This window comes from Klebsiella sp. CN_Kp113, from assembly GCF_040064585.1.
Taxonomy (GTDB): domain Bacteria; phylum Pseudomonadota; class Gammaproteobacteria; order Enterobacterales; family Enterobacteriaceae; genus Klebsiella; species Klebsiella michiganensis.
Window position 1 is genome coordinate 1 of sequence record NZ_JBEAID010000017.1, and the last position, 24,313, is coordinate 24,313.

Consider the following 24,313-nt stretch of genomic DNA (forward strand, 5'->3'; position numbering starts at 1 on the left):
GAGCCGGAGAAAGTATCGGCAACTAAAAATGGTTGCAGGCGTTCACAGTATCTACCGTCCCGCAGACGGCGGGGAACCTGTAGCCCGGCTAAGCGCAGCGCGAGCCGGGTTTTTTACGGTTAATAAAGCAGAGAGTAGAGCTGGCGGCGGTACTTCGCGGCCAGCGCGTCACCGGTGCCGAGGGCGGAGAGGATCTCCTGCAGCAGCTTGCGAACCTCGCCGTTTCCGGCGCCTAAATCTTTTTGCAGATGGCTGAACAGCAGCGCCAGCGCCTCTTCGTTACGCCCAACCTGATGCAGCTGTAATGCCAACTGGGAGGCCAGCGCCGCGTCTTCCGGGTTCTGCTCTACCTGCTGCTGCAGCTGCTGAATTTCCGGCGTGTCGGCGGCTTTTTTCAGCAGTTCGATCTGCGCCACCAGTCCCTGATAGCGGGTATCCTGATCCTGCAGCGGCACGGTTTTCAGCACCGTTTCCGCTTCATCGGAACGGTGGAGGGCAATCAGCGTTTCCGCCAGCAGCAGGCCAATCTGGCTCTCCTGGTTCGACAGTTGCCAGGCGTCTTTCAGCAGCGGCAGCGCTTCGGCGTAGTTCTCTTCCTCCATCAGCGCCAGCGCCTGCTGCGCTTTGAGCTCCTCTTCGCGCGGCAGGAACTTATCCAGCAGCGCGCGCACCGCTTCTTCCGGCTGCGGGCCTTCGAAGCCGTCGACCGGCTGACCGTTCTGGAACAGGTAAACCGTAGGGATTGCGCGCAGGCCAAACTGCGAAGCCAGCATTTGTTCGGCATCGCAGTCAACTTTAGCGAGGGTAAACAGGCCGTTGTACTGGGCGGCGAGGCTCTCCAGTACCGGCGTCAACTGCTCGCAATGTTGGCTGCGCGCGGACCAGAAATAGAACAGCACCGGCGTTGTCGCGGACTGCTGTAGCGTCTGGTGTAGGTTAGCTTCGGTAATATTGACAATATTCTGTGCGGACATGAGCAAGTCTCTTTAATCGATATTTGTATAGATATATGGGGGCGACGGCAGGCGCTTCAACTTAGCCCTGGATAATTTTGTCCATCGCGCGGGTCGGCAGCAGGCGTTTCAGCAGGGCGACCGCATGCGCCACCAGAGTGACCCGGTAGCGCAGCTTCGGTTTATCGCTGACAAAAGCATGGCGCACTTTTTCCACCACCGCTTCCGGCCCGAGAGTAAAGCGGGCGGCGATGCCGGGGTTTTCCACCGGCTTATCGGTCTGGGTCTGGTTGACGTTGTTGGTGAAGCGGGTGTGGATCGGGCCCGGCTCAATCAGGATGACCTTAATTCCGCTGTGGCGCAGCTCCATGCGCAGCGCGTCTGACCAGGCTTCCAGCGCGAATTTGCTGGCGGCATAGGCGCCGCGGCCGGGGCTGGAGATAATTCCCATCACCGACGAGGTCATCACAATACGCCCTTCGCCGTGCGGCTCCATTGCCGGAAGCAGCAGCATCGTTAGCTGATGGACGCCGAAAAAGTTGGCGGAAAACTGCTGCTCCATCTGCTGGCGGCTGATGGTCGGCAGCGGGCCGTAGACGCCGTAGCCCGCGTTGTTAAACAGGCCGTACAGGCGGTTGTCGGTCAGGGCAATCACCTCGGCGGCGGCGCGTTCAACGCTCTGCGGATCGTCAAGATCCAGCAACACACCGGTCAGCCCCAGCTCCTGCATCCGTGCGACATCTTCCGCTTTGCGGCAGGCGGCCAGCACGTTAAAGCCCTGGCGCTTTAAATCAAGGGCGCTTTCAAGACCAATTCCGCTGGAACATCCTGTAACTAAAACCGATTTTTGCATAACTTTACCTGCAAATGACTCGCTGTTATCAGGAGTCATGATTAACTAAGGGAGCCAAACGCGTCGCCATCCAGTCGGCGATAAACGGCTGGGCGTCGCGATTAGGGTGAATTCCATCGTCCTGCATCCACTGCGGTTTCAGATAAACCTCTTCCATAAAAAAGGGCAGCAGAGGAATATCAAACTCTTTGGCCAGTGCCGGATAAATTGCGCTAAAGGCTTCATTATAACGGCGGCCATAGTTGGCGGGCAGGCGAATTTGCATCAGCAGCGGCTGGGCGTTCGCCGCTTTGATATGCTCAATAATGGTACGCAGCGCCTGCTCCGTCTGCTGCGGCGGGAAACCGCGCAGCCCGTCGTTACCGCCCAGCTCTACCAGCACCCAGCGCGGCTGATGCTGCTTAAGCAGAGCCGGCAGCCTTGCCAGCCCCTGCTGCGAGGTATCGCCGCTGATGCTGGCGTTAACCACCGGCGTTTTGGTCTGCCACTTATCGTTAAGCAGCGCAGGCCAGGCGGTATTGCCCGCCATGCGATAACCGGCGCTCAGACTGTCGCCGAGAACCAACAGCGTGTCGGCCGCCATCGCGCGGCAGGTAAACAGGACCAGAAACAGGAAAGGCAAATGCCAGCGGAAAACATACTTGAAGTTCATCATCTTAAGAAATCCGTCGGTCAGGGTGAGCATCAGCTTTCCATCCTTACCGGAGTTGAGCTGGTTGTCAAACAGGGGCAGACCATCGCCCTGATTGGCGAGTCGGGGTCCGGTAAATCAACGCTGCTGGCGATCCTCGCCGGGCTGGACGATGGCAGCAGCGGGGAGGTCTCGCTGCTCGGACAACCGCTGCATCAGATGGACGAAGAGGCGCGGGCGAAGCTGCGCGCAAAGCACGTCGGCTTTGTGTTTCAATCCTTTATGCTGATACCCACCCTCAATGCGCTGGAAAACGTCGAGCTTCCGGCGCTGCTGCGCGGCGAAAGCGATAGCCAGAGCCGCGGCAGCGCCCGGGCGCTGCTGGAGCAGCTGGGGCTGGGCAAACGCCTGCATCACCTGCCGGTACAGCTCTCCGGCGGCGAGCAGCAGCGGGTCGCGCTGGCGCGCGCGTTTAACGGCCGCCCGGAGCTGCTGTTCGCCGATGAACCCACCGGCAACCTCGACCGTCACACCGGGGATAAAATCGCCGACCTGCTGTTCTCGCTGAACCGCGAGCACGGCACCACGCTGATCCTCGTCACCCACGACCCGCTGCTGGCGGCGCGCTGCGACCGACGGCTGAGGCTGGTGGATGGCCAGCTGCAGGAGGAAGCATGATCGCCCGCTGGTTCTGGCGCGAATGGCGCTCGCCGTCGCTGCTGATCGTCTGGCTGGCGCTGAGCCTGGCGGTGGCCTGCGTGCTGGCGCTGGGCTCGATAAGCGACCGCATGGAGAAAGGACTCAGCCAGCAGAGCCGGGAATTTATGGCCGGCGACCGCACGCTGCGCAGCTCGCGCGAAGTCCCAGGCGCATGGATTGACGAAGCGCGTCGCCTTGGTTTAACCGTCGGCGAACAGCTGAGCTTCGCCACTATGACGTTTTCCGGCGATACGCCGCAGCTGGCGGACGTCAAAGCGGTTGACGACACCTATCCGCTATATGGTCAGCTGCAGACCCAGCCGCCGGGGCTGAAGCCGCACGCCGGCACCGTGCTGCTGGCGCCGCGATTAATGGCGCTGCTGAATCTGAAAACCGACGACACCATCGACGTGGGCGACGCCACGCTGCGCATTGCCGGCGAGGTGATACAGGAGCCGGATGCCGGATTTAACCCCTTCCAGATGGCGCCGCGGCTGATGATGAATACCGCAGACGTGGCGAAAACCGGCGCGGTGCAGCCCGGGAGCCGCGTCTCCTGGCGCTATAAGTATGCCGGAACCCCGCAGCAGCTGGCGGACTACGAAAAGTGGCTGCTGCCGAAGCTGGGGCCTGAACATCGCTGGATCGGCCTGGAGCAGGATGACAGCGCGCTGGGTAAATCGCTGCAACGTTCGCAGCAGTTTTTGCTGCTGTCGGCGCTGTTAACGCTGCTGCTGGCGGTCGCCGCGGTGGCGGTGGCGATGAGTCATTACTGCCGCAGTCGTTACGATCTGGTGGCGATCCTTAAAACCCTCGGCGCCGGGCGGGCGCAGCTGCGCAAGCTGATTGTCGGCCAGTGGCTGATGCTGCTGGCGCTGGCGGTGGTTGCCGGCGGGGCGATGGGCGTCGGGCTGGAGCATATTCTGCTGCTGATGCTTAAGCCGGTGCTCCCGGCGGCGCTGCCGGCGGCGAGCGGCTGGCCGTGGCTGTGGGCGATCGGCGCGATGGTGGTGATTTCCCTGCTGGTCGGGCTGCGTCCTTATAGACTGCTGCTGGCGACGCTGCCGCTGCGGGTGCTGCGCCAGGATGTCGTCGCCAACGTCTGGCCGCTGACGATCTATATTCCAGTGGTGTGCGCGGTGGTGGTAGCCCTGCTGGCGCTGCTGATGGGCGGCAGCCCCCTGCTATGGGCGGTGCTGGCGGGCGCCGTGGTGCTGGCGCTGCTGTGCGGCCTGGCGGGATGGGGCGTTCTGTGGCTACTGAAGCGTTTGACGTTAAAAGCGCTGCCGCTGCGCCTGGCGGTGAACCGTCTGCTGCGCCAGCCGTGGTCGACCCTGAGCCAGCTGGCGGCCTTTTCGCTGTCGTTTATGCTGCTGGCGCTGCTGCTGGTGCTGCGCGGCGATCTGCTTGACCGCTGGCAGCAGCAGCTGCCGCCGGAAAGTCCTAACTATTTCCTGATTAACATTGCGCCGGAGCAGGTGGTGCCGGTGAAAACCTTCCTCGCCGAACATCAGACCCGCGCCACCGAGTTCTACCCCATCGTGCGCGCCCGCCTGACGCAAATTAACGGTCAGGTGACGGAGGGCAATAAAGATGAAGCCCTGAACCGGGAGCTTAACCTCACCTGGAGCCGCGAGCGTCCGGATCATAATCCGCTGGTTGCCGGTAGCTGGCCGCCGAAGTCGGGCGAGGTGTCGATTGAAGAGGGGCTGGCGCAGCGTCTGGGCGTCAAGCTCGGCGATAGCGTGATCTTTACCGGGGATACTCAGGACTTTAGCGCGAAGGTGTCCAGCGTGCGTAAAGTCGACTGGGAGAGCCTGCGGCCGAACTTCTTCTTTATCTTCCCGCAGGGGGCGCTCGACGGCCAGCCGCAAAGCTGGCTGACCAGCTTCCGCTGGGATAACGGCAACGGGATGCTCACGCAGCTCAACCGCGAATTCCCCACCGTCAGCCTGCTGGATATCGGCGCGATTTTGCAGCAGATTGGCCAGGTGCTGACCCAGGTAAGCCGCGCGCTTGAGGTAATGGTGATTCTGGTCACCGCCTGCGGCGTTTTGCTGCTGCTGGCGCAGGTACAGGTCGGGATGCGTCAGCGTTATCAGGAGCTGGTGGTCTGGCGCACGCTGGGGGCCGGGAAGTCTCTGCTGCGCACCACGCTGTGGGCGGAGTTCGCGCTGCTGGGCGTGGTGTCCGGCGTCGTGGCGGCGATTGGCGCTGAGGTGGCGCTGGCGCTGCTGCAAAGCAAAATCTTTGACTTCCCGTGGTCTCCGGACTGGCGGCTGTGGGTGATGCTGCCGCTGTGCGGGGCGATACTGCTGTCGCTGTGCGGCGGCTGGCTGGGGCTGCGTCTGCTGAAAGGTAAGGCGCTGTTCCGCCAGTTTAGTCAGGGATAGGGTTAGCTATGTAGCCCGGGTAAGGCGTTATCCGCCACCCGGGGGGTTCACTGTATGCGGGAAAGTAGCCCGGGTAAGGCGTCAGCCGCAACCCGGGGGGTTACCCGGTACGGATGCGCGTTGCTATTGCAGATGACCGTGGTTTAGCGCGGTGAGCGGCTCATTAACATCGAAAATTTTGCAGATAACCTCGTTTACGCCGAGAGATTTCAGACGCGCGGTGTGCTTGTTGAGATAAGCGAGCGCGGTTTCTTCATTCGCAAAAAGATAGATCCCGCCCGCCTCCTGATTTTTTTCGCTTTCCGTCCAGACCTTCCAGATAAAACCCGGCTCCTGATTGATGGACTCGGCCAGCTCCACGAGCTGACGGGACATCTCGCTGCCGAAGGGACCGTTAAAGGCAAAGTGCAGCTGCAGTAGTTTTTTCGACATACTTCCTCCATGGATGATGTTTGCGCGGTAATAGACCATTTTAATGACATGGCGATGAAAAGATAACCACAGTTTTTTTAACGGCACAAAATGGTAAGTCACTGATTTTTAACCGCACGAAACATTAAAAACTCAACAACACGCCATACTCGATCGCAGTTAATATTCAACTGGCAAATATAAGGTTGCTTATTAATCAAGGAAAAAGTATGGCACATAAAATAAAAGCGCTGGCGATAACGATCGGCGCAGCCCTGGCGTTAACCTCTTTTGCATCCCAGGCGGAAATTACGCTTTTAAAACAAGATCCGCAGGCGGGCGATCCGTTAAGCCGGCTTAATTTCACCGTCGGCGGGAGCATCCGTCCCCAGTTCAACATGATGTCCGGCGACGGAGACAAAGGCTCTTATAAACGTAACGGTTTCGATGGCGGTACCCGTTTCCGCTTCGCCGCCGACTACTATCTGTTCGATGATATTAGCTGGATCAGCTACTACGAGCTGGGCGTCAATATTCCGGCGCTTTTCGACTGGGATAACCACTACGCCGAAGGCGCGAATAACACCAGCCGCCGTATGCTCTATACCGGCCTGAAAAGCGATACCTGGGGGACGTTAACCTACGGTCAGCAGAACAGCGTTTATTACGACGTGGTTGGGGTAAAAACCGATATCTGGGATTACGACATGATAGGCCAGGCGCCGGGTAACGGCATCAACGGCGACTACGATGGCTCCTATCGCTCACGCAATATGCTGAAATATAAGAAAACCGTTGGCGATGTCGATCTTTACGCCTCTTATCTGTTTGAGGACAGCGAATATCTGCCGGGAAACGGCCTGCGCTACAAGCGTAAAGGCGGCGGCTCCATCGGCGCCGATTACCACATCATGAAGGATTTGACCTGGGGCGCAGCGTGGAACTATACCCGCGCCGATATGCGTAACCCCTCCAGTTCAGACAGCAAATTATACGATCAGAATATCGTCGGTACCGCGCTAAGCTGGACGCCGGATAACTGGACCTTCTCCTTCGGCGGCGGCTGGTATCAGAACTTCCTGACCACCAAAAAAACCGATGTTCATAACTACTTCGCGGGCGATGCCTGGGGTATTGAGTACTTTGCCGGTTATAAATTCCCGATTGGTCAGTATGCGGTGAAATCCATTCAGCCGTACTTTATGGGCGACCGCCTGCAGTACGTGAACGGCCGCAACTATCAGCGGATTGATAACGGCGTCGGCGTGAGCTTCCAGCTGGATTATGGTTTCCGCGTTGACTATGAACACGTCTTCACGTCGAGCACCGACAACCTGGGCGATATGAACCTGGTGCGTCTGCGCTACGACTTCTAAGCGCTGACACTTCCCCGGTGACGCTGCGCTTAGCGGGGCTACAGGTTCACCGCAGTCTGCGGACCCGTAGCCCGGCTAAGGCATTTACGCCGCAAGCCGGGACAAGAGAGGATGTGATTACTCCGCCAGCCAGGCGGCGACGTCCTGCCAGCTGCCGCGAAAAATAATCTTCTCCGCTTTTTTGCCGAGCTGGTAGCGGTACATCGGATCGTAATACTCGTTCAGCAGGGGAACCAGCCAGCTGAAGTGGGCTTCGGTGCTGGCGGTTCGCTGCTGCTCAAGCAGGGCTTCATCAAGCCGGGCGGTGAGCTGGGCAAAACGCTGTAACCCGAGGCGGCGGCGGATTGCGAACAGACCATGATGCAGATATTCGCTATACGCCTGCCAGCCTTGCTCTTCGCCGTAGGCCGCCAGGAAATCATGATGCATGCGCGCAAAATACTCTTCCCGCAGCCGTTCAAGACGGACAGCGAACGGATCTTCCACCACCGCCAGCGGCGACTGCGCCATGCGAAGACGCATGCACTCCGGCAGGTGATTGGCGCCAATCATATGCCCCTCATCCTCCAGCACCCAGCGCGTCTGCTGCCCTGACTTTTTGAGCATTGCCACGGCCAGGTGATTTTCAAAGGTTGCCTGCTGATGCTGCTCCTGTAGGGTTCGGCCAAATGAAGAGCCGCGATGATGGGCGAGCCCTTCGAGATCGATACCGTCCGGTTGAGCGCCGACCAACTGGGTTTTACCGTTACCGGTACAGCCGCCGATCAGCACGATAGGGCGCTGCACCAGCTCTTCGGTAAGCTGTATCGCCGCCTGGCGCAGCGCCTTATAGCCGCCGACGATCAGCGGGTAATCCACGCCCGCTTCCTTCAGCCACTGCTGGACGATATGCGAACGCTGGCCGCCGCGAGCGCAGCACAGGTAGCCCTCGGGATAGCGCGCGCAGGCCTCTTTCCAGGCGGCGAGGCGGCGGGCGCGAATCTCGCCGTTGACCAGCTGATGGCCCAGCGCGAGGGCGGCGTCCGGCCCCTGACGCTTATAGCAGGTGCCGACGGCGGCACGCTCGTCATCGTTCATCAGCGGCAGGTTGATCGCCGCGGGCATGGCGCTTTGCCTGAATTCAACCGGGGCGCGTACGTCAATCAGCGGCGTATCGCTGGCGAGAATCTGCCGAATATTCTGTGGGACTAATTCCATCATTTAAACCGTTAAGTCATTCAGACGCGTCGCTCGACGCGATAATTCCTCTATTGTACGCGGTGAGCGCCCTGCTGAATTGATTTTTCACGGTGTATCGCTGAATAGCGTCAGGAATGGCTGGATTTAAGCATCCGTGGGGCTGGCAAGTTGGGTAGCCCGGCTAAGGCGCAGCGCGCCGCAAGCCGGGATAAAGGAGAGAGGATTACGCCAGCTGCGCCTGCGCCCAGAAGATACCGCTGGCATATTCCGGCGGCAGCAGCGGCTTCAGCGCTTCCAGCGTCGCGCTCAGGCGGTCGGTATCGCTGTCGGTCAGGTTCAGGTGGCCGACTTTACGACCCGGACGTACCTCTTTGTCGTACCAGTGCAGATGCACCAGCGGCAGCTTCAGCCAGTCATAGTTCAGATCGGTACCGATCAGGTTGATCATCACCGACGGGCTGTTCACCACCGGCGGCGGCAGCGGCAGATCGGTAATCGCCCGCAGATGCAGCTCGAACTGGCTAATGGAGGCGCCGTTTTGCGTCCAGTGGCCGCTGTTGTGCACGCGCGGCGCCAGTTCGTTAATCAGCAGGCCATCAGCGGTGACGAAACACTCCATCGCCATCACGCCAACGTAGCCCAGCTCATGCATGATCGCCGACAGCATCTGCTCCGCCTGCGCCTGCTGGCGGGCATTGGCCTGCGGAAAAGCGACGCTGGCGCGTAAAATACCGTCCTGATGCAGGTTGCGGGTCAGAGGATAGAAGACCGTGCTGCCGTCCCGGGCGCGAGCGCCGACCAGCGACACCTCGCCGGAGAAGTTAATGCCCTTCTCAACGATACACTCGCCGTAGTTATCCTCCGGCAGCTGCGCGGTTTCATTTTCCCGCAAACGCCACTGGCCGCGGCCATCGTAGCCGCCGACGCGGCGCTTAACGATAGCCAGCTCCCCGAGGCGGGCGAATACCGCAGGCCATTCGCTTTTATCCGCCAGAAGCTGCCACGGCGCGGTGGCGAGCGCTAGCTTATCGAACAGCTGCTTTTGCGTCAGGCGGTCGGCGATTATCGGGAAAACGTCGCGGTTAACGAAGGCGGAATGACGCGCCAGCTCGCGGGTCAGCGCCGTTTCCGGCCAGCGTTCAATCTCTGCGGTAATCACGCTTTGCTGTACCGGCACCGCTTCCGGGTCGGCTTCCAGACCGACCGGCCAGACCGCAATACCCAGCGGCTCGCCGGCCTGGCGCAGCATCCGGCCTAGCTGACCGTTGCCGAGAACGCAAACCTGCTTCATGCCGCACCCCGCGGATCCGGGTTATCCAGCACTTCATCGGTTTGCGCCTGACGCCAGGCGCTGAGGCGCTGGTGCAGTTCCGCATCGTGCTGGGCGAGGATCTGCGCCGCCAGCAGGGCGGCGTTGGCGGCCCCGGCTTTGCCGATGGCCAGCGTACCCACCGGGATGCCGCGCGGCATCTGGACGATGGAGTAGAGGCTGTCTACGCCGCTCAGTGCCGCGCTCTGAACCGGCACGCCTAACACCGGCACCAGCGTTTTCGCCGCAATCATGCCCGGCAGGTGCGCCGCGCCGCCGGCACCGGCAATAATCACCTGAAAACCGTTTTCTTCCGCGCCTTCGGCGAAGCTGAACAGTTTATCGGGCGTGCGGTGGGCGGAGACCACTTCGACATGGTACGGAACGTTCAGGGCATCAAGGATTTCTGCGGTAAACTGCATGGTAGCCCAGTCGCTTTTGGACCCCATCACGATGGCGATACGCGCCGAATTATTGCGGGAAGACATGCGTCTTAAAACTCCTGTGGGTGTGTTTCACACTGCTTTAGAGGCCACAGAGAATAGCATGAACTCCCGGCAAGGAAAACGGTTGCGTGCGCATGGCCAGCCGCCTTTGTGTTGTCGGTATTCGATGAAACGCGCCGGTTATGAGCGGGCAAAAAGTAAAACCAGCCCCCGTCACCGGGTCATCATAAGAATGCCCATCACCAGCAGGTAGATTTGCACAACGCGCTCATCGTGCGGCCCGGATAAATCGCGGAAAATAAAGAATCAGCCCTTGCCGGGGGCTAGAAAGGAAAATGAATCAGCTCAACGTCTTCTGGCGTCACTTTGACCATAGAGCCCTGGCTATGCCAGGCGCCGAGCACCACGCGGTACGCGGTCTGGCCGTTGGCTTCTAGCGGGTGGACGGCGGGGCGGTGCGTATGCCCGTGAATCAGCCACTGAACGCGATGTTTCTCCATGACGTCAACGACCGCCTGGGGATTCACATCCATAATTTCCATCGACTTGCTGCTGTTGGCCGCTTTGCTGTCGGCGCGCATTCTGGCGGCGATACGGCGGCGGATAAACAGCGGCAGGGCCAGAAACAGGCGCTGGATCCAGGGATTGTGAACTTTCGCGCGAAACGCCAGATAGCCTGCATCGTCGGTGCAGAGGGTGTCGCCGTGCATAATCAGCACCTTGCGCCCGTAGAGGTCGAGAAGCTTCTCTTCCGGCAGCAGGGTCATCGCGCTTTCGTGGGCAAAGCGCTTGCCGACGAGAAAGTCGCGGTTGCCGTGAAGGAAGTAGCAGGGGACGCCGGAATCGGCCAGCGCTTTGAGCGCTGCGGCGATTTGCCGATGCAGCGGGTTAGGATCGTCATCGCCGACCCAGGCTTCAAAGAGATCGCCGAGGATATACAGGGCGTCCGCCCTGCGGGCTTCCCCCTGTAAAAAGCGCAGAAAACCGGCGGTAATCGCCGGTTCTTCCGTTTGCAGATGCAAATCCGCAATAAAAAGTGTCGCCACGAATTATTCGCTAACGGTGACGCTTTTGATCACAACATCTTCTTTCGGCACATCCTGGTGCATGCCGCTGCGGCCGGTGGCGACCGCTTTGATTTTGTCGACCACGTCCATCCCTTCAACGACTTCTGCGAATACGCAGTAGCCCCAACCCTGCAGGCTTTCGCCGGAGAAGTTCAGGAAGTCGTTATCGGCGACGTTGATGAAGAACTGCGCGGTGGCGGAGTGGGGCGCCTGAGTACGGGCCATCGCCAGCGTACCGCGGGTGTTTTTCAGACCGTTGTTCGCTTCGTTCTGAATAGGAGATTTGGTGGTTTTCTGATTCATGCCCGGCTCAAAACCGCCGCCCTGAATCATAAAGCCGTTGATTACACGGTGGAAAATAGTGTTGTCGTAGAAACCTTCACGACAGTAGTCCAGGAAGTTTTTAACTGTTTCCGGCGCTTTGTCGTCAAACGTCTTGATTACGATATCGCCATGATTGGTGTGGAAAGTAACCATTTTTGCATCCTGTTCCGATGATTGTGGTGCCTGCACCCGGAGTCGGGTGAGATATAGGGGGCTGTTATAGCATAACCGCGGGGTTGGATCACCTTGCAATGTGTGCTGCTTCGGGGTTGAATTAAGGTTAGAATACGCGACTTATATCCACACACGTCTACACGGAATCTTCGATGTTAAAAATTTTTAATACACTGACGCGCCAAAAAGAAGAATTTAAACCTATCCATGCCGGGGAAGTTGGCATGTACGTGTGTGGTATTACCGTTTATGACCTCTGTCACATCGGCCATGGCCGTACCTTCGTCTCATTCGATGTGGTCGCGCGCTACCTGCGTTTCCTGGGCTATAAGCTAAAGTACGTGCGCAATATCACCGATATCGACGACAAAATCATTAAGCGTGCTAATGAAAACGGCGAAAGCTTTGTTGCGCTGGTGGATCGCATGATTGCCGAGATGCACAAAGACTTCGACGCGCTGAATATCCTGCGCCCGGATATGGAGCCGCGGGCCACCCACCATATCGCGGAAATCATTGAGATTACCGAGCAGCTGATCGCCAAAGGCCACGCGTATGTCGCCGACAACGGCGACGTCATGTTCGATGTGCCGACCGATCCGAACTACGGTCAGCTGTCGCGTCAGGATCTCGATCAGCTGCAGGCCGGCGCGCGGGTTGATGTCGTTGACGTCAAGCATAACCCGATGGACTTTGTGCTGTGGAAGATGTCGAAAGAGGGCGAGCCAAGCTGGCCGTCGCCGTGGGGCGCGGGCCGTCCAGGCTGGCACATTGAGTGTTCAGCGATGAACTGCAAACAGCTGGGCAACCATTTTGATATTCACGGCGGCGGTTCGGATCTGATGTTCCCGCACCATGAAAACGAAATCGCCCAGTCCACCTGCGCCCACGACGGCGAGTACGTCAATTACTGGATGCACTCCGGAATGGTGATGGTTGACCGCGAGAAGATGTCAAAATCGCTGGGCAACTTCTTTACCGTGCGCGACGTGCTGAAGTTCTACGACGCGGAAACCATTCGCTACTTCCTGATGTCCGGCCACTATCGCAGCCAGCTGAACTACAGCGAAGAGAACTTAAAGCAGGCGCGTTCCGCGCTGGAGCGTCTGTATACCGCGCTGCGCGGAACCGACAAAACCGCAGAGCCGGCCGGCGGCGAGGCGTTTGAGGCGCGCTTTATCGAAGCGATGGACGACGATTTTAATACTCCGGAAGCCTATTCCGTGCTGTTCGATATGGCGCGTGAGGTTAACCGCCTGAAAACCGAAGATGCCGCCGCGGCCAACGCGATGGCGGCGCATATGCGCAAGCTCTCTTCTGTGCTGGGGCTGCTGGAACAGGAGCCGGATGCTTTCCTGCAGAGCGGCGCGCAGGCGGACGACGGGGAAGTGGCGGAAATTGAGTCGTTGATCCAGCAGCGTCTGGACGCGCGTAAAGCGAAAGACTGGGCGGCGGCGGATGCCGCGCGTGACCGTCTCAACGAGATGGGCATCGTGCTGGAAGATGGCCCGCAGGGCACCACCTGGCGCCGTAAGTAGTCTCATTCTCTCTTTTTAGCCGGGGCCATCCCCGGCATTTTTTTGCCCCGACTCAGGCTAAGAAACGAAGCGCGGTCCTGATTTCGCCTTCGTACGTTCCCGGCCAGCGGCTGCAGCGTTCGTTGGGAAGAAGAGGTATCAGGCGGAAGTGCAGGTTGCCGGAGGCAGCCAGGGGAGCGGCTGTGCTACACAGGACGTGATATCGGAAGATGGCGGCGCTGACTGAAGTGCAGAAAAACGAGAGATCATCTGTCGGGGTGGGGGGACAGGCGCCGGTTGCGGCGCCTGAACGTTTTACTCGGTAACGGTAACGCTCTGACCTTCAAAGCTCACCGTTTGACCGGCGACGATTTTGCAGCGCTTGCGGGTTTCCACCACGCCGTCAACGTTGACCAGGCCGTCGGCAATAGCGATTTTCGCCTGCGCGCCGCTTTCGCTCCAGCCTTCCAGCTTCAGCAGGTCGCACAGTTCAACGTGCGGGTGTTTGCCTAAAGAAAAATTCGCCATCTCAGGCCTCCTGAATGTCGTGATACTCTTCGCACGCCTGCAGCGTGTTCTGAATGAGGGTGGCTACGGTCATCGGGCCGACGCCGCCGGGAACCGGCGTGATGTACGACGCGCGCGCGGCGGCATCTTCATAGACCACATCGCCAACCACTTTGCCGCTTTCCAGGCGGTTAATCCCGACATCGATCACGATCGCGCCTTCTTTAATCCATTCGCCCGGAATAAAGCCCGGTTTACCGACAGCCACGATCAGCAGGTCGGCATTTTCGACGTGATGACGCAGGTTTTTGGTAAAACGGTGGGTGACGGTGGTGGTGCAGCCTGCCAGCAGCAGCTCCATGCTCATCGGGCGTCCGACAATATTGGAGGCGCCAATGACCACCGCGTTCAGGCCGTAGGTATCAATGTTGTAACGCTCAAGCAGCGTGACGATCCCACGCGGCGTGCACGGACGCAGACGCGGCGCGCGCTGGCACAGACGGCCCACGTTATACGGGTGGAAACCGTCAACGTCTTTGTCCGGCGAAATGCGCTCCAGCACTTTGACATTATCAATGCCGGCGGGCAGCGGCAGCTGAACCAGGATGCCGTCGATGGCGCTATCCGCATTCAGGGTGTCGATGAGTTCCAGCAGCTCCGCTTCGCTGGTGGTTTCCGGGAGATCGTACGAGCGGGAGACGAAGCCTACCTCTTCACACGCTTTGCGCTTGCTGCCGACATAAATCTGCGATGCCGGGTTGCTGCCGACCAGCACGACGGCTAACCCTGGAGCACGAAATCCGGCCGCAACGCGCGCCTTCACTTTTTCCGCAACCTCAGAGCGTACCTGCTGCGCAATCGTTTTACCGTCAATAATTTTTGCTGCCATCAGAGAGAGGATTCCATCTGTATCTTTACGAAAGGGGGATGGCGATATTTTGTCAGAAGCCAGCCCCGCTGTCAGTCTTCGTTTAAGATTTTATCTTTCTTTGGCGTTACGGCGGCTGAAAAACGGGCCTGACCGCGCTGCGAATGGCGCAAAAAGGAGCCGGGAGCCGAAGAAAAGTTAACGTGCAGAAACATAAGGTTGGATAAACTTTATACTGCTTTTGCGGCATAAGCCGCCAGCCTGCACAGGCAAGCGCAGTTTCGCGGCAAAATACATTGACTCATCAGGCGTGGACCGTATAATTCCGGCGATTGCACATCATGAAGCTCGCTTCTCAATGCGCCCTTAGCTCAGCTGGATAGAGCAACGGCCTTCTAAGCCGTAGGTCACAGGTTCGAACCCTGTAGGGCGTACCATTTTTTTGTTAAGAATCCTCTGCCAAATCCTCTTCCCTTACCTTTTACTCCCTGGAATGAGTCTTTTTCTATGACTGGCTTTATCGAAGCCTACGCAGGTGTAAACGAATCAGGGCGGCGCAGAAGACTTTTACGGGCTTATTTCATTCAGGCGAATAGGGGCGCCCTCAATCCACCAATAAAAGGAACGGCAGAGCCAAATGAGAGATAATACCAACTCATTAATGGTGGCGAATTGCATCGGTTGGTTACAGCAGTAGGTCTTTCGTTGATTGAGGGATGCGTAGTAATATAGGCAGATACAGTCTAAAATATTTGAGTTAGTATATTCGCCATTGAATCACATAATATGCCGGGTCGGATGAAATATATGAAACTATGAGGATGCTATAGCATTCAATCATGGAACATGCCGCTAAGGACAGTATATGAATATAACTGAAGATAATCTCAATGAAACAATTGATTTGCTGAATGATTTAATTTGCGATGAAAATTTGTTAACACGCACGGAACGCCTTGATTTGGTCCGGGCTGTTGCCGCCATCGGGGCGATGAAAGCACGTGTTGCTATACTGTCTTCACAAAAATCTTCGTCGGTAAAAAAGAGTGGAGAAAAGAAAGAAAAGGTTATCGATCCACGGTTTCCAAACGCTGGCATACCCTGGAATGATAATGATGAGTCCATGCTACGGGAAGTATTAGAGCCTATTCCGGAGGAGGAGATAGGAGAGCATCTCTTCTGGCTGGCTGAAAAGCTTGGGCGCACTCCTTATAGCGTAGCTTGTAAGATAGCTCAGATAAAAAAATTACCTGCAGAATGGAAAGATAGCTTCCGTAAAATTTCCGATCGGATTCGCGATTCGAAAATGACGATTAGCGAATATATTCAAGCTAAAGGCCATGAATAGGCGCGGAATAAGATTCGAGCCCACATGGCTTTGAGGCACTTTTTAGTACAGGATCTGCGTGCAAGCTGCAGGCAGATCGACTGTATAACGATTTCTTGTGACGTTACCAAAAAATATTTTCAGAGATATTCGGCACTATTGAGAAAGATCAATATGCTGTTTCTTGCTGCCGCGTAATTTGAGTTGTCCTCTCTCACAAGAGCAATCATTATGGCCGTTAAACGACCCGTTACCGCCGTGTTAGTGTTGCTGTGCACTTTTATCGTCGGCGCTGCTGCTGCTAAAACACCGCAATTAACTGATGATCAAGTTAAGCAGCAAATTATTGAGGCTTCTATCGCTTCTTACCCCGGCGTTTGCGCTTGTCCGTTTAATCGGGCGAGAAACGGCAGTGCCTGCGGCAGGCGCAGTGCCTGGAGTAAAGCAGGAGGCTATGCGCCAGTTTGTTATAAGAAAGAAGTCACTCAAGAGATGATTAAACGCTGGCGTCAATCTCAACAAATATAAATATTTATCTCCGCTGGAAACTCAACGATAGTTTGCGCTGGAACCTGGTTTCAGAGAGTCCAGCAACACGCAGACTCTCTGGAAAAAGGGCAGAGGCACGCTCGTTTTCCTGGCCTCAGGCGCCGGTTTCATTTTTTATTCGCCTGTTAATGTATTCCACGGCCTGAGAGACATCCATAATCCCATTTATCGCGTTCGTCACGCCCTGGCCGATAATAATTTCTGCCTGGCGCAGGTTGAAGGGCTTACCCTGCGTACCCTGCGACTCTCTTATCCCGACCATGCCCTTTTCATTCAATAAATTAAACCATGGATAGAGGTTCAGGACGTTCTGATCGTGACAAACCCCTGACCAGGCGCAGTTTCCTCCGAGCAGAACCAGATGACGCGCAATTTCATCGGAATAAAGCCAGTTGAAGAACTGTTCAACCTGCTTTTTCTTTTTGCTGTAGCGGGACATCCCAATGGATCCCCCTCCCAACTGTGGAAGCTGTCCCGGGACTGAAGCATAGCCGATAGTGGGAGCGATAGGGCTATGCGCGACGTCGTTGAACAAATTGAGATACATGATCAACATGGCGAGGTTGCCGCGCTCAAACTGCTTAACGGCGTCACTCCACCATTCTCCTGAGAGATTCACGGCGACGGAGAGCTGTTGCAGGTATTGTTCAAGCGCCGTAGCGGCAAGCGAAGTCTCCAGTTGAACTGGTTCGCCTTCGCGAACCAGACGTCCGCCGAGCGCGTAGTAACGCAGCAGATATTCCGTGGCGATAAGCCCTGAGCTGCCTAAGGTCACCGCCGTGCCCATCGGGCGCAGCCTGTTATCCGGCTGATGCTGGCGACTGAAGAAAGTCGCTAACTCATCAAATTGCGCAAAGTTTTCGGGTAGCGTTAACTCTTTGCCCGTCGTTTCGTAGAACATCCGTTTTATCGTCGCATCTTCAAAGAGATCGCGTCGGTAAAACAGGAGCTGCATACTGGCATCAAAGGGGATGGCCCACGCGGTGCCATTCACCATGCTGAAGTGCTGTTGAATCTGGTCAGAAAAATGAGTCAGCAGCTGCGGCAGCGCAGGGGAAATCGACTCCAGCGGCAATAACGCTTTTTCTGCAAACCAGGGAAAACAGGCCATATCGATGCGCAGGAGATCGTAATAGGGATGCAGATGAAGATGGGAAAGAATTTCAAACACTTCATCATAAGGATAAACCGCAAGATTTACCTTGATACCGGTCTGACGATAAAAGTGAGGTAACAGCTTTTTCAGCGCATCGGTTGAGGGGCTGGGTAAAATTAACATATTCAACGTCGCCTCAGTCTCAGGCGGCTGGACGGATTGGCCATCTAATGAAAATCCGCTATTTGTCAGAATTCGATGCGTTACCTGTTTTTTAGGCTGGCGAATATGGGAAGCGATGGCGGTACCCAGGCGACCATAGTCCATCTGGTAGTTTGTGACGCCGTCGAAGGCTGCCGGAAGATTATCACTCAACTGCAGTATCTGCGGACAGGACTGCACGCTACCAAACCAGGCTGCCTGCGTCACGGCTCGCGTTTTATCACTATCCTGAGTGATGAAAATATCGGGGGGAACGCCGCGGAAAAAATCAAACGCTACGGTGTTAGACTCGCCCGCCTGCGAGGATAAAACGGTGAGCTTAGTCTGCGGACTTACTGTCCGGCAGGTCTCCTGTATCGCCTGCATAAAACATGCGCTATGAGCATATTCAAGTGGTTCGCAGAAGATACCGATATGGCCCGGCCGCTGCGCGAGCGCTCTTCTCGCAAGGTGTTCACCCGCAGTGACGTAATCGAGGCTGAAATAGTTGTCAGCTCCGGCAGGTTGCCGGTACGCAAAAAGGATCTGTTCCGCGGGCAGCTTAAGCATTTCATAATAAGGTTGGCTATTGCTCAGGCAGCTGACGGTAACAATGGTCTGGTAAGATTTTGCCGCCAGCATTTGCAGAATCTCCAGTTCCAGGCTGGGCAGATCGTTGGTCAGGTAAAGATCCAGCGGTTCGCTTAATGATGGCTGACAGACCTGATGTAAGCCCCGGTAAAGCTGGTAATACTGCTCCGCATTAATGTCTGGCAGCAGTAGCGCCACCCCCTGGCTTTTACTGGCTCTTAACGATTGCGCCTGCGCATTTAACTGATAGCCCACTTCCTTAGCCGCTCGTTGAACCGCTTCAATCTTCTCAACGCTGACATTACCTCTGCCATTAAGTACGTTCGAGACAGTGCCGTGTGACACACCGGCTAGCTTTGCTATGTCTTTGATTGTCGGCATATTTTAATCCTTACCCTCATGCGTTGATGCTAGCACGGCCTACCTCTGAAAACTATCGTTGCCGGTGTTATTTGAACGTTACAAAATAAATTTGTGTGATTTATAGACATTAAAAATATTAATCTTTTCCGGCTTGAGACGAGTAACCATGTAGTAAAGATTACAATTTGTTGAAATTTAACATAAATAAAATAAGTTTTTGAAGGTGATCACTTCTGGGATAAAAGATCATTGTTCCTGTTAAACGGCAGAACCATAATTGACACGTTCCAATTACTTTTGATTGCATTTCTGATGATAAAAACAGCAACCTGTTAGTGATAAGAGGAAATCATGAAGATCCATTTTCTGGGAACGGCAGCGTCTGAAGGAATACCTAACCCGTTTTGCCGCTGCGAGCACTGTCAGCAAGCCCGTATACGTAAGGGAAAAGACATTCGTACACACTCTTCCGCGATTATTGATGATGAACTGTTGATTGACGTCGCACCGGAATTTAGCCAGCAGCTGCTGCGCGACGGCATGGACGCAACTGAAATCAGGTCGCTTCTGTTTACCCATACTCATCCCGATCATTTCAACGTCGGCGATCTTTTCAGCCGAATGGAGGGTTACGGATTTGAGATTACCCATCCGCTGAATATCTTTGGGAACGATCGTGCGATTAACGGTGCGGCAGAGGTTTTGCCGGGCTATAGCGCAGAGCGCTTTGCCTTTCATTGCCTGGTGCCCTTCGTCACCGTAGAAACCCGTGGTTATCGGATAACTCCGCTGCTGGCTAACCATGCTAAATGGGAGCTTTGTTATACCTGGTTTATCGAAAAAGAGGGCCAGTCAATATTTTACGGTCATGACTCTGGCTGGTTTCCTGAGCTCACCTGGCAGTGGCTGGAAGGAAAAAAAATCGATCTGGCCGTTCTGGAGTGTACCTACGGCTTTAATGGAGAAAATCGTACCAATAACCATATGAGTCTGGAAACGGTGTTCGCTGCCAGAGACAGACTGGCGGAACTGGGCTGCCTGAAGAAAACAAGTCAGCTTGTCGTCTCGCATATTTCACACAGCGGCGGTCTTCTGCACGATGAGCTAGTAGCAGCATGCGATAAAGAGAACATTCTTGTTGCCTGGGACGGGCTTAACCTGAGCATTAACCAATAAAGGATATGCAATATGGACCTTAATAAAACACCACGCCTGTTAATTATGATGTTCATACAGTACTTTATGCAGGGTGCCTGGAATATGACCATGGGGCTGGTATTAAGTACCTATGGAATGGCGACCATAATCGGCTCATCCTATGCCTTGCTCGGATTAGCGACAATTATTTCACCGTTATTTATTGGTATGGTGGCCGATCGCTTCTTTGCATCACAAAAGGTCATGGCGATCCTGCACTTAATCAATGCTGGCGTTCTGCTGTTTGTTCCGCAATTTATTGAAGCACAAAATACCGGCATGACGCTGACCATGATTTTCCTCGTTGGTCTGCTGTTTTATCCGACAACTGCGCTGGCTAACAGTATCAGTTTTAGCCATATCAATGGGGTTAAATATTTCCCATTCATCCGCGTTTTTGGCACCTTCGGCTTTATGGCAATCGGCTTTATCATTGGTGAAATGGGATATTCCGGCAACACGGTTACCTGGTATATTGCGGCAGCTTCCGGCGTCGTCCTGGGCTTATATTGCTTCACATTGCCGAATACGCCGCCAAAAGCAAAAGGAAACGCTTTTGCGCTGCGCGATCTGTTATGTCTCGATGCTCTGGCACTCTTCAAAGATCGTAGCTTCAGCGTGCTGATGCTGAGTATCTTTGTCTTAATGATCCCCAAAACCGCATATTCCGCCTATATTCCGGTCTTTTTGAAAGCGCTGGGGTTCGATAATGCCGCATCAATGATGCAGATCGGGATTGCCTGCGAAGTGATTTTCATGTTCCTGCTGTCGTTCTTCTTACTAAAAGCCGGCTTTAAAATCACGCTGATGCTGGGGGCCGTTTGCTGGATCATCCGCACGCTATTGTTTGCTCATGCCTCGCTGGATGCCAACATGATGTTTGTGCTGATTGGCCTGATGTTACAGGGATTCTGCTGGGACTTTTTCTTTACCGTCGGCGATATTTATGTCGACCGCAAAGCCGCGCCAGAGATCAAAGCGCAGGCGCAAAGCTTGAGGTTTATCGTCTCCAACGGCGTCGGGCTGCTGTTTGCTTCTACCGTTTGCGGGCAGATTTTTAACAATACCGTGACAGAGCAAGGGCCGGAAGCATTACCGCAATGGGAAACATTCTGGTTAGTTTCAGCCGGTGTGGCCGCGGTAGTGAGCGTCTTCTTCCTGATTTTCTTCCGCGACGATCTGTCAAAACGCAAAACGGATCTCGCATTGAAGAAAGCGAATTCCTGATTGATAACGGATCTTTCATTAAGGTAATAATATGAATAATCTGGCCGCCACGATCGTCGATCACGGATGGTTTCCGTTATTGACCATCGTCAAAATCAGCATTGCGTTTATTCTGGGAGGCATCATTGGTCTGGAAAGAGAATCGAAAGGGAAACCTGTCGGATTCAAAACCTGCGTCATTTTGTCTGTCGCCAGCTGTGTGTTAACCATCGTTTCAATACAGTCGGCGGAATACTATGCTGAAATTTCGATGAACATTCGTAGCGATCCGATGCGCCTGGCGGCCCAGATTATCAGCGGCGTCGGTTTTCTGGGGGCGGGAGTGATTCTGCATCGACACGACGATGCTATTTCAGGCCTGACGACGGCGGCCATTGTCTGGGCATCTGCCGGGGTTGGAATTACCTGCGGCGCCGGTTTTTATTTTCATGCTTTTTTCGCCACGGGTTTGTTCTTATTGGCGATAAAATTAAGCCCGTTCATTATATTCCTGCAAACTAAAAATCAGTTCCCCGGAAAAGTGAAAGTACGGGTGGTTCTTGATGAACGAGGGGCCCTTGAAAAGCTGATAAGCCGTATTCATCAGCAAAAAAATATTATTGAGAATATTACGATTAGAGATCTTAAAAAGGGAAAGATTGAGGTTAATTTGAAAATGGTTATTCGCCAGAAAATGACCTTACCTGACTTATACCACGATCTGTCTCATGTTGATCATGTCTGCGCGCTCGCTCTTGAACACTAAGCTGGCGAGCACATTTGGGATGTAATGGAATTATATCGTCCGGGGAACGCTGAATACGCCGGTTATGACCTGCGTCTTTACTTTGGACCACTGAGCGACAGATATCTGTCGAGGCCAGAAGCGCTGATAAAACCCGGCGCCTTACGCCGCCGGGAACGCCATTACTTCATTGCCCCCTCAAGGATAAGTTTGTCCTTTTCTCCGCGGGTGATGCTCTGCTGATGCAGGCTGTCAGCGAGCGTCACGTCATTGACGGCGAAAAAAGCCCAGGCCTGCGGCGTATTGGCGAACGTCACCTCATCAAACTGACTGTCGTGCAGGAAGGAGATACTGGTCGCTTTGGTGTTACGGAAGCTGACGTTGGAAAAACGCAGATTCTGGTGATAGGCATCGCGAGAATAGGTAATACCAAACGACTCCGCCATTTCGGCTACCGTCATGCCGTCAATCAGGATGCTGTGCTTAGCCGAAGCACCATCGACGGTGACGTCCTGCACCTGAACGTCGCGGAACTGAGCGGGCTCGTCGGCAGGGGTCGTATCATTCACGTCGGCGCTGTATTTGATAGTAAAAACGAACGGCTCTTTGGCGATATCTTTCATCGCATTATGGCGAAACAGCACATCCCTTACGCCGCCGCCGTAGTAAGGGCGGCTTTTCATGCGCAGGCCGACATCGGTCATATACATGACGTTATCCTCGGCGCGAACTTTTTCGATCCACGCGCCGGTATGGCTACCGGTCACCACGGCGCCGTGGCCTTTGCGGAAATAGTTATTAAAGATCCACGCCCCGCTTTGCGGCTGTTGATGAAAAGTTTCCGCGCCTTTACCAAACCCGGCGGCGAAATTGACGCAATCATCTCCGGTATCGAAGAAGTTATTGAAGACCAGCGCATTCTGGCTATTGCCGAACTCGACGCCGTCGGCGTTATTGCCGTCAAAGGTCTGGTGGACCAGGCCATTCAGGGTGATATTTTTTGACTCCAGCGCCATTACCCCGTGGAACGCGGGGTTGCGGATTGTCAGCCCGGCAAGATAGAGGTTCTGCACACCGCGCAGGGTCATCAGGCTGGAGCGGCGATTTTTATAGGCGCTATTGCTTTCGATGCCTTCCGCAATAGCAGCTTCGGTCTGATGCTTTGCCAGAATGCCGTCCGCGCTGACTTTTGCCGCACTGCTGGCCCGGTATTGCGGCAGCGCGTTCCCCATTTCGTCGATGATGGTGGCCTCGCCGCCGCTTTTGACGCCCCGGGTCCAGCCGTTGCCGTCAATCGTGCCTTGACCGACGATGCGAATATTGCGAAACGTTCCGGCCGGAGACTCGCCCTTATCGTCCGCTTCCAGCACGTTAATTAATGACGGCGGGCGGCGGGGCTGCGGATGATCGCTGTAGGGATAGAGGTAATAGCCTTTTTCCAGCGGATACTGGGCCGGATCGTCCGAACCCAGCAGGGTGGCGCCAGCGGCAATCTCCAGGGTCATATCGCTGTGCAGAAACAGCGCGCCGGTTTTGAATTCGCCGTCGGAAATCAGCACCTTACAGCCCTGAGGATAGTGCGCGACGGTGCAGCTATCGATCGCCTGCTGCAGCGCCTGGGTATTCAGCGTGGTGCCGTCACCCTTCGCGCCAAAGGTTCTGGCTTCGATGATGTGCGGCGTTTTGCTGGTCCGCGCTTTAATCACCGCGCTATCCGGCGACTCTTTGCCATTGGCGTAGACCGCACGTACCGTAAATGCGTATTCCGTATCCGGCTCCAGGTGGGTGACCGTAAAGGTACGCAAGTCGATTGGCTGCTGCCAGCCGTCGCTGGCGACCCGCTGATAGAAGTTATCAATATAGGGTTTGGCCGGTGAAAAATGGTTTTGATTTTCGCGCGCCAGACCCAGCCGCTCGCCCTGACGGTAAATCGCGTAGTCCACCACCTGCTGCGTCTCTGATTCCGGCTTTTCCCAAACCAGCACCAGGCTATTTTCATCGGCAGAAAGCGCGGGAACGAAGACATTCTGCGGCGCGGAGGCGGGCGCATCCTGCTGATTGTCGCGTGGGGCGCCGCTGTCATTACAGCCGCCCGCGAGGCCAGCCAGCGCGATAGCCAGCGCCAGCATACTGCGTGAAGGTCCAAAGGTATTGCACATAAATTTCCCTTAATGTCATATCGCTTGTAAAAAACAAAATGCATATTCATTTAAAATAAAATGATATTTTATATTTATGGAAAAAAATAAACGCGAGTCAGTTCAATCTTTCAGCAGGTGAAAAATAAAGCGTTGTTGGATAAGAAAAGGCGGCCAGGGCGTTAACCTCCGG

At 55.5% G+C, this 24,313-nt stretch carries 22 protein-coding genes and 1 tRNA gene; 10 read left to right on the forward strand and 13 right to left on the reverse strand.

Features of this window, described 5'->3' with window-relative positions; genetic code table 11:
• Positions 1 to 119 precede the first annotated feature (119 nt).
• The 3 genes from ABLV30_RS08475 to tesA all read right to left on the reverse strand — a co-directional run bounded on the left by ABLV30_RS08475 (position 120) and on the right by tesA (position 2,458).
• The gene (locus tag ABLV30_RS08475; protein WP_014228228.1) at positions 120 to 974 is read right to left on the reverse strand and encodes a co-chaperone YbbN; all 855 of its coding nucleotides are present in this window, start codon (positions 972 to 974) and stop codon (positions 120 to 122) included.
• A 61-nt stretch (positions 975 to 1,035) separates the two neighbouring features.
• Positions 1,036 to 1,845, reverse strand: coding sequence for an SDR family oxidoreductase (locus tag ABLV30_RS08480; protein WP_162557615.1), 810 nt, complete (start codon positions 1,843 to 1,845; stop codon positions 1,036 to 1,038).
• Positions 1,835 to 2,458 carry a multifunctional acyl-CoA thioesterase I/protease I/lysophospholipase L1 gene (gene tesA / locus ABLV30_RS08485; protein WP_049079717.1) on the reverse strand — a complete coding sequence of 208 codons (624 nt, stop codon included), beginning with the start codon at positions 2,456 to 2,458 and terminating at the stop codon, positions 1,835 to 1,837. The genes ABLV30_RS08480 and tesA overlap by 11 nt, the downstream gene beginning before the upstream one ends.
• Between tesA and ybbA the strand changes: the two genes are divergently transcribed.
• A complete protein-coding gene (ybbA, locus tag ABLV30_RS08490) occupies positions 2,429 to 3,115 on the forward strand; it encodes a putative ABC transporter ATP-binding protein YbbA (RefSeq protein ID WP_048261560.1) in 687 nt (228 codons plus the stop codon). The two genes, tesA and ybbA, sit on opposite strands and share 30 nt — an antisense overlap.
• The gene (ybbP, locus tag ABLV30_RS08495; protein WP_348865589.1) at positions 3,112 to 5,529 is read left to right on the forward strand and encodes a putative ABC transporter permease subunit YbbP; all 2,418 of its coding nucleotides are present in this window, start codon (positions 3,112 to 3,114) and stop codon (positions 5,527 to 5,529) included. The genes ybbA and ybbP overlap by 4 nt, the downstream gene beginning before the upstream one ends.
• A 123-nt stretch (positions 5,530 to 5,652) precedes the next feature.
• Here the strand turns inward: ybbP and ABLV30_RS08500 are convergent, their stop codons facing one another.
• Entirely contained in the window at positions 5,653 to 5,961 is a 309-nt protein-coding gene (locus ABLV30_RS08500; RefSeq protein ID WP_014228233.1) for a monooxygenase, read from the reverse strand.
• A gap of 209 nt (positions 5,962 to 6,170) precedes the next feature.
• Between ABLV30_RS08500 and ABLV30_RS08505 the strand changes: the two genes are divergently transcribed.
• On the forward strand, positions 6,171 to 7,316 hold the full coding sequence (locus tag ABLV30_RS08505; protein ID WP_265801656.1) for a porin: 1,146 nt from the start codon (positions 6,171 to 6,173) through the stop codon (positions 7,314 to 7,316).
• Between the two features lie 117 nt (positions 7,317 to 7,433).
• Here ABLV30_RS08505 and mnmH read toward each other — a convergent pair whose 3' ends face one another.
• The 5 genes from mnmH to ppiB form a co-directional block, all read right to left on the reverse strand.
• Positions 7,434 to 8,513: a tRNA 2-selenouridine(34) synthase MnmH gene (gene mnmH, locus ABLV30_RS08510; RefSeq protein WP_032719617.1), complete on the reverse strand. Its 1,080-nt coding sequence runs from the start codon at positions 8,511 to 8,513 to the stop codon at positions 7,434 to 7,436.
• Between the two features lie 205 nt (positions 8,514 to 8,718).
• Positions 8,719 to 9,786 carry a 5-(carboxyamino)imidazole ribonucleotide synthase gene (purK, locus tag ABLV30_RS08515; RefSeq protein ID WP_148849199.1) on the reverse strand — a complete coding sequence of 356 codons (1,068 nt, stop codon included), beginning with the start codon at positions 9,784 to 9,786 and terminating at the stop codon, positions 8,719 to 8,721.
• Positions 9,783 to 10,292, reverse strand: a complete 510-nt coding sequence (gene purE / locus ABLV30_RS08520; protein ID WP_004848424.1) for a 5-(carboxyamino)imidazole ribonucleotide mutase — start codon at positions 10,290 to 10,292, stop codon at positions 9,783 to 9,785. The genes purK and purE overlap by 4 nt, the downstream gene beginning before the upstream one ends.
• 281 nt (positions 10,293 to 10,573) lie before the next feature.
• Entirely contained in the window at positions 10,574 to 11,296 is a 723-nt protein-coding gene (gene lpxH / locus ABLV30_RS08525; protein WP_265801653.1) for a UDP-2,3-diacylglucosamine diphosphatase, read from the reverse strand.
• A gap of 3 nt (positions 11,297 to 11,299) precedes the next feature.
• Positions 11,300 to 11,794, reverse strand: coding sequence for a peptidylprolyl isomerase B (ppiB, locus tag ABLV30_RS08530; protein ID WP_004099775.1), 495 nt, complete (start codon positions 11,792 to 11,794; stop codon positions 11,300 to 11,302).
• Between the two features lie 173 nt (positions 11,795 to 11,967).
• Between ppiB and cysS the strand changes: the two genes are divergently transcribed.
• A complete protein-coding gene (gene cysS, locus ABLV30_RS08535) occupies positions 11,968 to 13,353 on the forward strand; it encodes a cysteine--tRNA ligase (protein WP_004848430.1) in 1,386 nt (461 codons plus the stop codon).
• Positions 13,354 to 13,647: 294 nt separating this feature from the next.
• Here cysS and ybcJ read toward each other — a convergent pair whose 3' ends face one another.
• Positions 13,648 to 13,860, reverse strand: a complete 213-nt coding sequence (ybcJ, locus tag ABLV30_RS08540; RefSeq protein WP_025107125.1) for a ribosome-associated protein YbcJ — start codon at positions 13,858 to 13,860, stop codon at positions 13,648 to 13,650.
• A 1-nt stretch (position 13,861) separates the two neighbouring features.
• On the reverse strand, positions 13,862 to 14,728 hold the full coding sequence (folD, locus tag ABLV30_RS08545; protein ID WP_004099791.1) for a bifunctional methylenetetrahydrofolate dehydrogenase/methenyltetrahydrofolate cyclohydrolase FolD: 867 nt from the start codon (positions 14,726 to 14,728) through the stop codon (positions 13,862 to 13,864).
• A 339-nt stretch (positions 14,729 to 15,067) separates the two neighbouring features.
• Here folD and ABLV30_RS08550 point away from each other — a divergent pair.
• From ABLV30_RS08550 to ABLV30_RS08560, 3 genes are all read left to right on the forward strand, one after another.
• Positions 15,068 to 15,144, forward strand: a tRNA-Arg gene (locus tag ABLV30_RS08550).
• 428 nt (positions 15,145 to 15,572) lie between these two features.
• A complete protein-coding gene (locus ABLV30_RS08555; RefSeq protein WP_025107123.1) occupies positions 15,573 to 16,055 on the forward strand; it encodes a hypothetical protein in 483 nt (160 codons plus the stop codon).
• A gap of 210 nt (positions 16,056 to 16,265) precedes the next feature.
• Positions 16,266 to 16,562 carry a hypothetical protein gene (locus tag ABLV30_RS08560; protein WP_071846135.1) on the forward strand — a complete coding sequence of 99 codons (297 nt, stop codon included), beginning with the start codon at positions 16,266 to 16,268 and terminating at the stop codon, positions 16,560 to 16,562.
• A 115-nt stretch (positions 16,563 to 16,677) separates the two neighbouring features.
• Here the strand turns inward: ABLV30_RS08560 and ABLV30_RS08565 are convergent, their stop codons facing one another.
• Complete coding sequence (locus ABLV30_RS08565) at positions 16,678 to 18,852, reverse strand: extracellular solute-binding protein (protein WP_025107122.1); 2,175 nt, start codon at positions 18,850 to 18,852, stop codon at positions 16,678 to 16,680.
• A 333-nt stretch (positions 18,853 to 19,185) separates the two neighbouring features.
• Between ABLV30_RS08565 and ABLV30_RS08570 the strand changes: the two genes are divergently transcribed.
• Genes ABLV30_RS08570 through ABLV30_RS08580 form a run of 3 tightly spaced genes read left to right on the forward strand, consistent with a single transcriptional unit; the run spans position 19,186 to position 22,003 of the window.
• Entirely contained in the window at positions 19,186 to 20,010 is an 825-nt protein-coding gene (locus ABLV30_RS08570; RefSeq protein ID WP_032748501.1) for an MBL fold metallo-hydrolase, read from the forward strand.
• Between the two features lie 12 nt (positions 20,011 to 20,022).
• Positions 20,023 to 21,258 (forward strand): MFS transporter, encoded by a 1,236-nt coding sequence (locus ABLV30_RS08575; protein WP_025107120.1) that lies wholly within the window; start codon positions 20,023 to 20,025, stop codon positions 21,256 to 21,258.
• Between the two features lie 31 nt (positions 21,259 to 21,289).
• Positions 21,290 to 22,003: an MgtC/SapB family protein gene (locus ABLV30_RS08580; protein WP_025107119.1), complete on the forward strand. Its 714-nt coding sequence runs from the start codon at positions 21,290 to 21,292 to the stop codon at positions 22,001 to 22,003.
• 161 nt (positions 22,004 to 22,164) lie between these two features.
• Here the strand turns inward: ABLV30_RS08580 and ABLV30_RS08585 are convergent, their stop codons facing one another.
• Entirely contained in the window at positions 22,165 to 24,141 is a 1,977-nt protein-coding gene (locus ABLV30_RS08585; RefSeq protein ID WP_182158100.1) for a glycoside hydrolase family 28 protein, read from the reverse strand.
• Positions 24,142 to 24,313: the final 172 nt, after the last annotated feature.

Excerpts from the sequence above, each read along its gene's own strand:
- ABLV30_RS08580 (WP_025107119.1), top strand. The coding sequence starts at position 21,290 with ATGAATAATCTGGCCGCCACGATCGTCGATCACGGATGGTTTCCGTTA.
- ppiB (WP_004099775.1), bottom strand. The coding sequence starts at position 11,794 with ATGGTTACTTTCCACACCAATCATGGCGATATCGTAATCAAGACGTTT.
- ABLV30_RS08575 (WP_025107120.1), top strand. The coding sequence starts at position 20,023 with ATGGACCTTAATAAAACACCACGCCTGTTAATTATGATGTTCATACAG.
- tesA (WP_049079717.1), bottom strand. The coding sequence starts at position 2,458 with ATGAACTTCAAGTATGTTTTCCGCTGGCATTTGCCTTTCCTGTTTCTG.
- mnmH (WP_032719617.1), bottom strand. The coding sequence starts at position 8,513 with ATGGAATTAGTCCCACAGAATATTCGGCAGATTCTCGCCAGCGATACG.
- folD (WP_004099791.1), bottom strand. The coding sequence starts at position 14,728 with ATGGCAGCAAAAATTATTGACGGTAAAACGATTGCGCAGCAGGTACGC.
- ABLV30_RS08480 (WP_162557615.1), bottom strand. The coding sequence starts at position 1,845 with ATGACTCCTGATAACAGCGAGTCATTTGCAGGTAAAGTTATGCAAAAA.
- purE (WP_004848424.1), bottom strand. The coding sequence starts at position 10,292 with ATGTCTTCCCGCAATAATTCGGCGCGTATCGCCATCGTGATGGGGTCC.
- ybbP (WP_348865589.1), top strand. The coding sequence starts at position 3,112 with ATGATCGCCCGCTGGTTCTGGCGCGAATGGCGCTCGCCGTCGCTGCTG.
- purK (WP_148849199.1), bottom strand. The coding sequence starts at position 9,786 with ATGAAGCAGGTTTGCGTTCTCGGCAACGGTCAGCTAGGCCGGATGCTG.
- ABLV30_RS08585 (WP_182158100.1), bottom strand. The coding sequence starts at position 24,141 with ATGTGCAATACCTTTGGACCTTCACGCAGTATGCTGGCGCTGGCTATC.
- ABLV30_RS08565 (WP_025107122.1), bottom strand. The coding sequence starts at position 18,852 with ATGCCGACAATCAAAGACATAGCAAAGCTAGCCGGTGTGTCACACGGC.
- ABLV30_RS08555 (WP_025107123.1), top strand. The coding sequence starts at position 15,573 with ATGAATATAACTGAAGATAATCTCAATGAAACAATTGATTTGCTGAAT.
- ABLV30_RS08570 (WP_032748501.1), top strand. The coding sequence starts at position 19,186 with ATGAAGATCCATTTTCTGGGAACGGCAGCGTCTGAAGGAATACCTAAC.
- ybbA (WP_048261560.1), top strand. The coding sequence starts at position 2,429 with ATGCCAGCGGAAAACATACTTGAAGTTCATCATCTTAAGAAATCCGTC.
- ABLV30_RS08505 (WP_265801656.1), top strand. The coding sequence starts at position 6,171 with ATGGCACATAAAATAAAAGCGCTGGCGATAACGATCGGCGCAGCCCTG.
- ABLV30_RS08560 (WP_071846135.1), top strand. The coding sequence starts at position 16,266 with ATGGCCGTTAAACGACCCGTTACCGCCGTGTTAGTGTTGCTGTGCACT.
- ABLV30_RS08500 (WP_014228233.1), bottom strand. The coding sequence starts at position 5,961 with ATGTCGAAAAAACTACTGCAGCTGCACTTTGCCTTTAACGGTCCCTTC.
- ABLV30_RS08475 (WP_014228228.1), bottom strand. The coding sequence starts at position 974 with ATGTCCGCACAGAATATTGTCAATATTACCGAAGCTAACCTACACCAG.
- cysS (WP_004848430.1), top strand. The coding sequence starts at position 11,968 with ATGTTAAAAATTTTTAATACACTGACGCGCCAAAAAGAAGAATTTAAA.
- ybcJ (WP_025107125.1), bottom strand. The coding sequence starts at position 13,860 with ATGGCGAATTTTTCTTTAGGCAAACACCCGCACGTTGAACTGTGCGAC.